The sequence below is a fragment of the Benzoatithermus flavus genome, assembly GCF_037908215.1.
Classification (GTDB): domain Bacteria; phylum Pseudomonadota; class Alphaproteobacteria; order Geminicoccales; family Geminicoccaceae; genus Benzoatithermus; species Benzoatithermus flavus.
The window spans coordinates 47,317-58,846 of the sequence record NZ_JBBLZC010000027.1; the positions used below are offsets into that span (position 1 = coordinate 47,317).

Below are 11,530 nucleotides of genomic sequence, written 5' to 3' on the forward strand. Positions count from 1 at the left end.
CCAGCCGCCCTCATTGAGCGGCCACGGCTTCCGCTCTGGTCTCGGGCACCAGATCGCGCGTGAGCTCGCGTAAGCGAGCCTCCTCGAGCGTCTCGACCTGGAGCAGCTCTTTGGCGCAGCGCTCGAGCACGTGCCGGTTGCGGTCGAGGATCGAAAGCGTGGCCTCGAACGCCTCGTCGATGATCCGCCGCACGGCGAGGTCGATCTCGCGCGCCGTGTCCTCGCTGAACCGGCGCTCGAGATAGGCTTGGCCCGGTGCCGGCTGCAGGAACGGGCTGCGCTCGGCATCGTAGGCGACCGAGCCCAGCTTCTCGTCCATGCCGTAGCGGGCGACGATCGAGCGTGCGATGTCGGTCGCCCGCACGAGATCGTCGGCGGCTCCGGTCGAGAGATGGTCGAACACCAGCTTCTCGGCGGCACGACCACCCAGGATCACCTTGATCTTGTCGAGCAGCTCCTCCCTGGTCATCAGGAAGCGGTCCTCGGTCGGCCGCTGGATGGTGTAGCCCAAGGCACCCACGCCACGGGGGACGATCGAGACCTTGTGCACCGCATCCGCGCCCGGAGTCGCCATCGCGACCAGCGCGTGGCCCATCTCGTGATAGGCCACGATCTGGCGCTCGCGCGGGTTCAGGATGCGGTTGCGCTTCTCGAGGCCGGCCACGATCCGCTCGATCGCCTGGGTGAAGTCGGCCATGGTGACAGCCTCGGCCCGTCGACGCGTGGCCAAGAGCGCCGCCTCGTTGACGAGATTGGCGAGATCCGCCCCCGAGAAGCCCGTGGTCATGGCCGCGATCTGCTCGAGATTCACGTCGGGAGCGAGCTTCACCTTCCTGGCGTGCACGTTCAGGATCTGCTCGCGCCCCTTCTTGTCGGGGCGATCCACGAGCACCTGGCGGTCGAACCGGCCGGCGCGCAGGAGCGCCGGGTCCAGGATCTCCGGCCGGTTGGTGGCCCCGAGCAGCACGACGCCTTCCGACGGATCGAAGCCGTCGAGCTCGGTCAGGAGCTGGTTCAAGGTCTGCTCGCGCTCGTCGTGGCCGCCCACGCCGGGGAAGGCGCCGCGCGCCCGGCCGAGCGCGTCGAGCTCGTCGATGAAGATGATGGCCGGCGCCGCCTTCCGCGCCTGCTCGAACAGGTCGCGCACGCGCGCGGCACCCACGCCCACGAACATCTCGACGAACTCGGAACCCGAGATCGAGAAGAACGGCACGCCGGCCTCGCCGGCCACGGCCTTCGCGAGCAGCGTCTTGCCGGTGCCGGGCGGTCCTACGAGGAGAATGCCCTTCGGGATGCGGGCGCCCAGCCGGCCATACTCCTTGCGGTTCTTCAGGAACTCGACGATCTCTTGCAGCTCCTCCTTGGCCTCGTCGACCCCGGCCACGTCGGCGAAGGTCGTCTTGGTGTCGCGCTCGACATAGATCTTGGCCTTGGAGCGGCCGACCGACATGAGCCCGCCCAGGCCCTGCTTCTCGGCGAAGCGGCGGAAGAAGAAGGCCCAGATCGCGAAGAACACGACGATCGGCACGACCCACGACAGAAGGTCGCGGATGAAGTTGTTCTCGATCACCCCGGTGAACGTGACGCCGTACTTGGCGAGCTCCTGCGCCATGGCCGGATCGACCCGCGCGGTCACGAACCGGGTCTTGCCGTTCTGCGGCTCCTTGAACGTGCCCCGGATGTACTTGTCGCTCACCGCGATGTCGGTGACCTGTCCCTTCTCGACGTAGCTCTGGAACTCCGAGTAGGGAATGAGCTCGGTCTCGCTCGCCGTCTGCCACCATTCCTGGATCATCAGGATCAGGAAGATGGCGACGAAGGCGTACCAGAGATGGAGCTGGGTCTTCTTGTCCAAGGTGCGGCACCTCCGGTGCTTCGGGTCTCTTCCGGCCGTTCGCCGCAGGTCCGGCTCAGAGCTGGAACAGCCGCCGCAGGAGCGGCGCCGCCTCGCCAGCGCGGGCGGCGAGCGCATTCCAGTCGATCGAGGACGGATCGCTCAGGATCTCGGGCAGAGGCCGCCTGTCGAGCTTGAGGTCGGCGGTCAGCTCCTCGCGGCTCAGCGCGCCGTCGTGGTCGGCGTCGTAGCTCTTGAAGAGCTGCTCCGGGCCCATGGTCTGCAGGAGAAGCATCCCCATCACCAGCCGCTCGCGCTCCTGCGGCGGCAGACGCTTGGCGTTGGCCTTGACCCAACGGTTCACCTCGGCCTGGGTCGCCTTGGCCTCGGCGAGCGACAGGCGCCGGTCGTGATCGAGATCGGCGAAGGCGAAGCCGCGGTCGATGCACTGCGCCGCCGGCGCCTTCATGCAGAACGAGACGTTGGTCTCGAGGAAGCGATCCAAGGAGCGTGCCTCGGGCGAGGGCGCTCCGGCCAGGGCCGGACCCGCCGCCAGAAGCAGAGCGGCAAGGAAGCTCCAGCCGATGCGGGCGAGACGGCGGCGGGCGTCGTGTGGCCACACGGAGGCTCTACCTTTCTTGGTCTACCGGCTTCTGATGTGCGCGCGCGGCTCGCGTTCGACAAGGCATTTCTTGAGCCGGTAGACCAGCTCGAGCGCGTCCTTGGGCGTCAGCTCGTCGGGGACGACATCTTCCAGGATCCGCTCGATCTCCGAAGGCTCGGCCCCGGCGCACGCCGGCCCCGAGGTCGGGCGGAGCGCCGCCGCGAACAGCGGCAGATCGTCCGCGAGCTTCGCCGGCGCGGAGCGTGCCTCCCCTTCCTCCAGCCGATGCAGCACCTCCTCGGCCCGGCGCAGCACCGCCTCCGGCAGGCCGGCGAGCCGTGCCACGTGAATTCCATAGGAGCGGTCGGCCGTGCCCGGCGCCACCTCGTGCAGGAACACGACCTGACCCTGCCATTCCTTCACCCGGAGCGTGTGGCAGGAAAGCCGCTCCAGCCGCGAGGCGAGTGCCGTGAGCTCGTGGTAGTGGGTCGCGAACAGGCCGCGGCAGCGGTTCACGTCGTGGAGATGCTCGACCACCGCCCAGGCGAGCGAGAGTCCGTCGTAGGTGGCCGTGCCGCGCCCGATCTCGTCCAGGATCACGAGGCTCCTCGGCCCGGCGAGGTTCAGGATGCCCGCGGTCTCCACCATCTCGACCATGAAGGTCGAGCGCCCGCGGGCGAGATCGTCGGCAGCGCCCACACGCGAGAACAGCCGGTCCACGACGCCGATACGGGCCGAGCTGGCCGGCACGAAGCTTCCCATCTGGGCGAGCACCGTGATGAGCGCGTTCTGGCGCAGGAACGTGCTCTTGCCCGCCATGTTGGGACCGGTGAGGAGCCAGAGCGCCCGGCTCGGGCCGAGATCGCAGTCGTTCGCGACGAAGCTGTCGTGGCCGCGTGCTAGCGCCTGCTCCACGACGGGATGGCGCCCGCCCACGATCGCGAAGCTCGCGCTCTCGTCGACCACTGGCCGCACGTAGCGCTGCTCCACGGCGAGTTCGGCGAGCGCCGCCGCCACGTCGAGCTCGGCGAGGGCCTGGGCCGTGACCGCGATGGCGTCGCCCTCGGCGAGCACCTCCTGGCGCAGACTCTCGAACAGCTCGAGCTCCAGGGCCAGCGCCCGATCCCCCGCGCTCGCGATCCGGCTCTCGAGCTCGGCCAGCTCCTTCGTGCTGTAGCGGGTGGCCCCGGCCATGCTCTGCCGCTGGACGAAACTCGCCGGCACCTTGCCGAGCTGCGAGGCCGGCACCTCGACATAGTAGCCGAGAAGGTTGTTGTGCCGGATCTTCAAGGACGAGATGCCGGTCTCGCGCCGGTAGTGCTCCTCGAGGGCAGCGATGTGGCGCCGGCTCTGGTCGCGCAGGTTGCGGAGCTGGTCCAGCTCCTCGTGCCGGCCGACACGGATGAAGCCGCCGTCGCGGGCAAGCAGCGGCACCTCGTCCTCGAGGCTCCCGACCAGCCGGTCGACCAGAGCGCCCAAAGGCACCAGCCGGCGGGCGATCCCGGCGAGAGCCGGCTCGTCGCCGATGGCATCGCGCAGAGCGCCCGCCTGCTCCAGCCCCCGTGCCACGGCCAGAAGATCGCGCGGGCCGCCGCGCCCCAGCGAGAGCCGCGACAGCGCCCGGCCGAGATCGGGACAGCGCCTGAGCGCCTCGCGCACGTCCGCCCGGCGGTCGGGACTCTCGACGAAGCTCTCGACCTCGTCGAGCCGTGCCCGGATCGGCTCCGGCCTCGCCAGCGGCGCCGAAAGCCGCTCGCACAAGAGACGGCCGCCGGCATTCGTTACGGTCCGGTCGATCGCCGCGAGCAGCGAGCCTTCGCGGCTGCCGGAAAGGCTCGTCACCAGCTCGAGGTTGCGCCGGGTCGCGGGATCGATCTGGAGCACGGCGCGCGATTCGAGCCGGCGCGGCCGGTCGAGCCGGGGCAGAAGGCCCTTCTGGGTCAGCTCGAGATAACCGAGGATGGCGCCGGCCGCCGCCAGCTCGGCCCGGCCGAAGCCGCCGAAGCCCTCGAGGGTCGCGACCTTGAAGGCCTGGCACAGGCGCCGCTCGGCCGCGATGCTGTCGAACGAGGCGTCCGGCAGCGGGGTCACCGCCTCGCCGGCCTCGCGCCAGGTGCCGGCCAGCGTCGGCTCGGCGAAGAGCCGCTCCGGGACCAGGATCTCGCCAGCACTCAGCCGCGCCAGCGCCGCCGGCAGTCCGGCCCGCTCCACCGCCTCGGTCCAGAAAGCGCCGGTCGAGATGTCGACCCAGGCCAGCGCCAGCTCGCCCCCGCTCGCCGCCACCGCCACGAGATAGTTGCTGCTGCGGGCATCGAGCAGCGCGTCCTCGGTGAGCGTGCCGGGGGTGACGATCCGGATCACGTCCCGCTTCACGAGGCTCTTGCCGCCGCGCTTCCTGGCCTCGGCCGGGTCCTCGAGCTGCTCGCAGATCGCGACCTTGAAGCCCTTGCGGATCAGCCGGTGCAGGTAGAGCTCGGCGTTGTGGATCGGCACTCCGCACATCGGGATGTCCTCGCCCGCGTGCCGCCCGCGCTTGGTCAGCGCGATCTCGAGCGCCGGTGCCGCCACGAGCGCATCCTCGAAAAACAGCTCGTAGAAGTCGCCCATGCGGAAGAACAGCAGCGCTCCCGGATGCGCCCGCTTCAGCGCCTGGTATTGCGCGATCATCGGGCTGGCGCGGCCGGCGTCGAAGACGGCATCGGCGCCGGCAGGCGGATTGGCCCCGGCCGGGAGCGACACGTCCATCGTCGATCCTTTGTTGCTCATCGGTTGAAATATGCTATCTTGGGCAACGCACTGATTGTATCGCCCCTCCGGCCCGCCCGGACGGGCGCCGCCGTGGCGAGGTTGACGTGATCGATCACGACCTGAGGGCGGTCAGCTATCTCCGCAGCGTTCTCCCCGAAGATTGGGATCGCGCGGCGGACGTGGTAGGGCGGCTCGTAGAGGAGGTCCGCTACCTGCCCTGGAGCGATCGCGCCCGAGCCCTGGACGCGTTCTTCTGGTCCGAGGCGAAGACCGGTCTCTCGACCGAGGACGTCACGGCGATCGTCAACCGTCAGGCCGCCGCGATTGCCGATCCGGCCCCGCTCGCGCGCTATGCCGGCTATTGCCGGGCGGTCGTCACCGCCATGCTGCTCGTGCTCGACGATTCGGCACGGATCGACGACGAGGCGGCGGCGCTCGTCCATTTCTTCTCCCTCGACCGCGTACACCAGGAAGCGGCGGTCGAGTGGATCGGAAACGGGCATCAGGCCATCCTCGGGCGTCGCCTGTCGGCTTGGCCCGGCTGCGCCTTCTTGCTCCTGATCCTTTCCCCGAGCGACAGCGCCGAGAGCTTCCTCGCCCGCGACGCGTTCTGGGCGGCGATGCTGGGCCGGAGCTGAGCGGCAGAGCAGTCCCGCAAGGCCCGCCTCAGACCGCGAGCGCGAGCTGCGCGCAGGGCGCGAACGCGCGGCGGTGGTGCGGGGTGAGGCCCAGCCGCTCCAGAGCTGCGCGATGCTCGGCCGTGCCGTAGCCGGCGTTGCGCTCCCAGCCATAGCCCTCGTAGCGGCGGGCGAGCCGCGCCATCAGCCGGTCGCGCGCCACCTTGGCGACAATCGAGGCGGCGCTGATCTCGGGCACGGAGGCGTCGCCTCCGACCACGCAGCGCACCGGGCAGGCGAGGGCCGGCCCGCGATTGCCGTCGACCAGCACCTCCTCGGGCGGCAGCGCCAGGCGGTTCACGGCCCGGCGCATGGCGAGCATGGTGGCACCCAGGATGTTGAGCCGCTCGATCTCACCGACCGAGGCGGCCCCGAGCGCTACGATCGCGTCCTCTCGGACGAGCCGGGCCAGCCGCTCGCGCTCCTTGGCCGAGAGCTGCTTGGAATCGGCCAGGCCCGGAATCGGCCGGGGCAGGATCACGGCCGCCGCCACCACCGGCCCGGCGAGCGGCCCGCGCCCGACCTCGTCGACTCCGGCCACGAGCTTCATGACGCCGCGGGCCAGCCGGGAACCGGCGCGATGCGGCCGACCGTGAGGCCGGCGAAGTTCCGCAGAACCGGGCGCATGAACGGGGCCAGGGTCGCCTTCGCCCGCTCGTCCAGAGCGTCCAGATGGTCGAGCACCGCGAGGAACGCCGCTTCCGCCGCCCGCGTGGCGCCGTCCTCGGCCTTGACCGCCACCCCGAGCCCTCGCCCGCACACGGCGGCGAGATAGACCCCTTCCGCCCCGGTCTTGGCGACCACGTCGGACGTCGCCTCCATCACGGCCGTGCAGCAGCGCCCGGTCCCGGCGACGAGCCTGGGATGCGCCCGCATGGCGTGCGCCACCCGCTCGAGCGCCTTCGCCCGCATCGGTGCCAGACCGCTCGGGTCGGCGAGTCGTGCCGCCGCACGGGCGAGCCCCCGCAGCGGCAGCGGATGGTTGGGCAGGCTGCAGCCGTCGATGCCGGGCTCGGGCAGCGCCTCGAGGCCCGAGAGCTCGGCGATGGCCGCCGCGACGTGGCGCTGCACGGGATGGTGGACGTGCTCGTATCCCTTGGTCGGGGTTTCGAGCTGCAGCGCTGCCGCCAGCATGCCGGTATGCTTGCCGGAGCAGTTGTTGTGCACCCGCCGCGGCGTCTTCCCCTCCCGGATCAGCGCCGCTGCCGCGGGCGCGTAAAGCGGCGGATGTGGCCCGCAGGCGAGGGCGCTCTCGTCGAGGCCGAGCCGCTTCAGCCAGGCCTCGACCAGGCTCACGTGCTCGGGCTCGCCGCCGTGCGAGGCGCAGGCCAGCGCGATCTCGGCGTCGCTGACGCCGTAGCGGTCGGCGGCACCCGTCTCGAGCAGGGCCAGCGCCTGGAACGGCTTCACGGCCGAGCGCGGAAAGACCGGCTCGTCCACGTCGCCCACGGCCAACACGGTGCGGCCGTCCGCGTCCACGACGCAGGCCCGCACCCGATGCCGGCTCTCCACGCGCTCGCCGCGCCACACCTCGATCGCGACCGGCGTCGTCGCCATCGTCTCTCCCCTTGCCCGTCCGCCGCGATGAGCCACAAGGGCGGCGGGCACGCAAGAGGGAGACCGAGGAGGATGGAGCGTCATCGGGTATGGGTGGGCATGGCCGCCCTGTGCGGGCTCCTGGCCGTCGCGGCCGGAGCCTTCGCGGCGCACGGTCTGAAGGCTTCGGGCGACGCACGGGCGGTCGCGCTCGTCGAGACCGGATCGCAGTATCAGATGGCGCACGCGCTCGCCATGCTGGCCTATGCCGCCCTCGGCTGGCCGAGCCGGCTACCCCTGCTGTGCTGGACCATCGGCATCGTGCTGTTCGCGTTCAGCCTCTATGCCCTGGCATTCGGCGCACCTACGGGCATCGCCGTGATCACGCCCGTAGGCGGCACCGCCTTCCTCGCCGGCTGGGCCGCGCTCGCTTGGCAGGCCTTCAGGGCTCGAGGCTGAACTCCTCCTCGGGGGCTTCCTCGTCCCAGCCCAGCTCCGTTGCCGATGCCGGCCTCCTCAGCCGATAGCGCCGCGTCCCGTCAGCCGCCACGACCTGCTCGACGAGACTGGAGCGGCCGACGTGCCGGCCGGCGGCGTCGCCGAGGCGCACGGGCTCGCTCCCGTCCGAACCGGCTGCGGCTGCCACACCGGGTAGCTCCTCCGCTGCCCATGCGCCGAGCAGCGCCGTCGTGTCTCTGCTGCTACCGGGCTCGGCACGCGCCGTCTCGGCCAGCATGGTCAGCACTTGGCTTACGGCCGGGCGCAAGCCGCCGCTCTCCCAGAGCCCGACGTCGGCCGGCGTCACCACCGTGCCGCCGCGATTCTCGAGCAGATCACGGTCCTTGGGGCTCCGGTGCGATGCGACGCGGAAGGTCCGTGCCTCTTGCGCTTCCCGACGCAGGGACCAGCTCCGCCCCTCCCCCCGGTCGAGGAGCGCCGCCCGAAGCCAGCCGGTCCGCTGCGCCTCCACGGTCGCAACCTCGTAGGTGTAGGGTTCCCATACCGGCTCCGTGAGGCTCGCGGGTGTCGCCGCCAGCGCCGCCTTCGCCTCTGCCCGCTCCTTCGCGCGCTGCGCCGAGCCCAGCACGTCCAGGATGCCACCCACGGCCAGCCCGATCAGGTCGATCCCCGGATCGCCCGTCGGCATCACGTCCACGCCGTCCCACCGATCGAGCTCGCGCACCCGGCGCTGCAGGGTCGCATAGTCCGGGTTGGGCGTGCGCTCCAGACCCCGCCGGTAGGTCGAGCGCACGATCGTATGGTCCACCATGCGCCGTGGCGCGGCGCGCGCCGAGCCGGAGCGCTCCAGCAGCACGATGCAGGCAAAGGCCCGCATCGCGTCCGGCCCGGCCACGACCGGCAGAGGAATGTCGAGCGTGACGGCCTGCGAGGCCGTGGCCTCCGGCAGCAGGGCGCCCCGATCGACCACGGCGAGCGCCAGAGGCGCCTTCGCGGGATCGAGCCCTTCGCGTGCGCTCGCCGGCAGACCCGCCACGGCCGCCGCCGTCGTCGCGCAGTCGGCGGCGCGCGGCCAGTCCGCGCGTGGCGGTGCGGGAGCCGGAGTCTGCGCCTCGGCCCGGGGCGAAGCCGCAGCAGGAACGGATCTTCCGGGTGGCTCTGCCGATGGCGGCGTCGACGCGCAGCCCACGAGCAGGCAAAGCGACAGAGCGGAACGGGCGCCACGCATGGAACAACCTCTTCTATCGTTATGGTTGATAATCTAATGCGTGGCTTTCCAAAACGGAACGAGGCCGTGAGCGGGCTCGAAACGACCGGAATCCGCGGCTGCATGAGCGATCCGGCGGGTGCCATCGACGGCACCGGCGTCGGCGCGCTGGATGGGGCGGGCGAACGAGGGAGGCGGAACCATGAGCGTCACGGCGAAGGCGGCGGGAACGGTCGGGATCGGCGGCGCGCTCGAGGTGGCGCGGATGGGCTATGGCGCTATGCGGCTCACCGGCCAGCCCGGCAACTGGGGCCCCTGCCCCGACCCGACCTCCGGCATCCGCGTGCTGCGCCGTGCGGCCGAGCTCGGCGTGACTCTCATCGATACCGCCCACACCTACGGGCCCGGCTTCAACGAGGCGCTGATCGCCGAGGTCCTCCACCCCTCCCCGCCGATCTCGTGATCGCGACCAAATGCGGGATCGCCGAGGTCGGCCCTGGCCTCAACTACCGCGACGGCCGGCCCAAGGCGATCCGCACGATCCGCGAGGCGAGCCTGCACCAGCTCCGCCGCGAGGTGATCGACTCCTTCAGCTCCACTGGGTCGACGAGGTCACCCCGATCGGGAAGTCGGTCAGGGCCATGGCCGATCCCGTGCGCGAAGGCAAGGTGCGCCACATCGGCATCTCCAACGTGACGCACGAGGAGCTCGAGCGCGCCGAGTGTTCGCGTTCGGGATTGGCTCATGGTACCAAGTGGCATGAGCGCTTGTCAGCTCTTCCGACCCGACCAGGAAGCGCTTCGGAGCTCGAGCCGCGCCTTCGTCCAGCGCCCGGTTCTGGCGCTCTCGAGGCAGGCCTCGATCATGGCGATGCCGCGCGCCCCGTCCTCCACGCCCGGAAAGTCGAGGGCGAGCGGATCGCACGGCCTGCCCGCGATGCGGGCGGCGATCGCCTCGGCCGCATCCTTGTAGAGATTGGCGAAGGCCTCCTGGTAGCCCTCGGGATGGCCGATCTCGATCCGGGCAGCGCGTTCGGCCGAAGGTGTCAGCGCCCCGTGCAGCCGGCGCGTCAGGAGCTCCGGAAATCCGCCCAGACGCCGGTGCAAGAGCTCGTTCGGGTGCTCCTGATGCCATTCGAGTCCGCCCTTCTCGCCGAAGATGCGGAACGACAGCCCGTGCTCCGCCCCGGCGGCGGCGTTCGTCACCCACATGGCGCCGCGGGCACCTCCCGACCAGCGCATCAGCACGGTCGCGGCATCGTCGGCGCGCCGGCCGGGCACGCTCGCCCACACCTCGGCCATGACCTCCTCGAGCTCGAGCCCGGAGACGAAAGCGCCCAGATGGTGCGCGTGCGTGCCGATGTCGCCCAGGATCAGGGAGGGACCGCAGGCGGCGGGATCGAAGCGCCAGCCGCGCCCGGCCGCATCGGCTTCCACGAGGGTCGCGTTGTGGCCCTGCACGTAGGCGAGCTGGATCTGGCGCACCTCGCCGATGACGCCCGCCCGCACCATGTCGCGCGCCTGCCGGACCATGGGATAGGCGGTGTAGTTGTGGGTGAGACAGAAGATGCGCCCGCTCGCCCGCACCCGCCGCACGAGGTCGAGCGCGTCCGCGAGCGACGTCGTGAGCGGCTTGTCGCAGATCACGTCGAAGCCCAGCTCGAGCGCCCTGGCGCAGATGGCATGATGGCTGCCGTTCGGGGTCATGACCGCGACCACGTCGGCCCCGTCCTGCGCGCGTGCCCGCTCCGCCTCGAGCAGCTCCTGCCAGCCGCCATAGGCCCGCTCGGCCGCGATCCCGAGCTCCATCGCCGCCCGGCGCGAGCGTTCCGCATCCGAGGAGAGGACCGCCGCCACGATCTCGAACCGGTCGTCGAGCCGTGCCGCCGTGCGGTGCACGGGTCCGATGAACGAGCCGGGCCCGCCGCCCACCACGGCGAGCCGCAGCCGGCGTCCGAGCATCTCCAGAACCGGGTTCATGCCTCCCCTCCCCGTCGCCGTCGTCGCGGGAGAGCTTACCGTCCCGTGCCCCCGGCCGGAACCGGCCTTCACGAAAGCACCCGGCCTCTCGAGCCGGGCGAATTTTCGCCCGCCTCGCGGAACCGACGCCCATCTCGGCCGTTATGACCTCGGAGCAATTCCATTGTTCCCCGCAGTGACTGGACGGCCGCCCTTCGCTGGGTCGGCCGTTTCTTTTTGCCTGGCGGCCAGCCGGCCGCAAGCGCGGCCGGCGAATTTCGGTGACACCATACGAAATCAACCTTTCGGAGCTTCCGGCACCCCTGTAGCTGCTGCGCTCAGCGGTCCCCCTGCTGCGGCCAATACGGGTCGAACGCAAGGTGAGATGCTGTCCGGCTCGGCATGGTCTCGCCCCGATCGCCTTGCATTCAGGACAGAAAACCTATACTCTGGGGCGCATGGTCCAGGCGCTCGCTTCCGCGTTCCCGCAGCCGACCCGCCGCCTGC

Annotated in this window: 10 protein-coding genes; 3 read left to right on the plus strand and 7 right to left on the minus strand. The window is 71.0% G+C overall.

Going from position 1 to position 11,530, the window contains the following annotated elements:
* Positions 1–10: 10 nt before the first annotated feature.
* Genes ftsH through mutS form a run of 3 tightly spaced genes read right to left on the minus strand, consistent with a single transcriptional unit; the run spans position 11 to position 5,183 of the window.
* The gene (gene ftsH / locus U1T56_RS20195) at positions 11–1,855 is read right to left on the minus strand and encodes an ATP-dependent zinc metalloprotease FtsH (protein ID WP_418161305.1); all 1,845 of its coding nucleotides are present in this window, start codon (positions 1,853–1,855) and stop codon (positions 11–13) included.
* 55 nt (positions 1,856–1,910) lie between these two features.
* Complete coding sequence (locus U1T56_RS20200; protein ID WP_418161306.1) at positions 1,911–2,456, minus strand: EF-hand domain-containing protein; 546 nt, start codon at positions 2,454–2,456, stop codon at positions 1,911–1,913.
* A gap of 21 nt (positions 2,457–2,477) precedes the next feature.
* Positions 2,478–5,183 (minus strand): DNA mismatch repair protein MutS, encoded by a 2,706-nt coding sequence (gene mutS, locus U1T56_RS20205; protein ID WP_418161307.1) that lies wholly within the window; start codon positions 5,181–5,183, stop codon positions 2,478–2,480.
* Between the two features lie 107 nt (positions 5,184–5,290).
* Between mutS and U1T56_RS20210 the strand changes: the two genes are divergently transcribed.
* Positions 5,291–5,824, plus strand: coding sequence for a hypothetical protein (locus tag U1T56_RS20210; protein WP_418161308.1), 534 nt, complete (start codon positions 5,291–5,293; stop codon positions 5,822–5,824).
* A 28-nt stretch (positions 5,825–5,852) separates the two neighbouring features.
* On the opposite strand, the gene U1T56_RS20215 is transcribed toward U1T56_RS20210, so the two are convergent.
* Together U1T56_RS20215 and U1T56_RS20220 are read right to left on the minus strand one after the other, a co-directional pair.
* Positions 5,853–6,413 (minus strand): ribonuclease HII, encoded by a 561-nt coding sequence (locus tag U1T56_RS20215; protein ID WP_418161309.1) that lies wholly within the window; start codon positions 6,411–6,413, stop codon positions 5,853–5,855.
* Entirely contained in the window at positions 6,410–7,420 is a 1,011-nt protein-coding gene (locus tag U1T56_RS20220; RefSeq protein ID WP_418161310.1) for an asparaginase, read from the minus strand. The genes U1T56_RS20215 and U1T56_RS20220 overlap by 4 nt, the downstream gene beginning before the upstream one ends.
* Positions 7,421–7,492: 72 nt before the next feature.
* Between U1T56_RS20220 and U1T56_RS20225 the strand changes: the two genes are divergently transcribed.
* Positions 7,493–7,858 carry a DUF423 domain-containing protein gene (locus U1T56_RS20225; protein WP_418161311.1) on the plus strand — a complete coding sequence of 122 codons (366 nt, stop codon included), beginning with the start codon at positions 7,493–7,495 and terminating at the stop codon, positions 7,856–7,858.
* On the opposite strand, the gene U1T56_RS20230 is transcribed toward U1T56_RS20225, so the two are convergent.
* On the minus strand, positions 7,842–8,894 hold the full coding sequence (locus tag U1T56_RS20230) for a hypothetical protein (RefSeq protein ID WP_418161312.1): 1,053 nt from the start codon (positions 8,892–8,894) through the stop codon (positions 7,842–7,844). The two genes, U1T56_RS20225 and U1T56_RS20230, sit on opposite strands and share 17 nt — an antisense overlap.
* 373 nt (positions 8,895–9,267) lie before the next feature.
* On the opposite strand from U1T56_RS20230, the gene U1T56_RS20235 reads away from it, so the two are divergent.
* Positions 9,268–9,528: an aldo/keto reductase gene (locus U1T56_RS20235; protein WP_418161313.1), complete on the plus strand. Its 261-nt coding sequence runs from the start codon at positions 9,268–9,270 to the stop codon at positions 9,526–9,528.
* 307 nt (positions 9,529–9,835) lie between these two features.
* On the opposite strand, the gene U1T56_RS20240 is transcribed toward U1T56_RS20235, so the two are convergent.
* Positions 9,836–11,044, minus strand: coding sequence for a Gfo/Idh/MocA family protein (locus U1T56_RS20240; protein ID WP_418161314.1), 1,209 nt, complete (start codon positions 11,042–11,044; stop codon positions 9,836–9,838).
* Between the last annotated feature and the right edge of the window lie 486 nt (positions 11,045–11,530).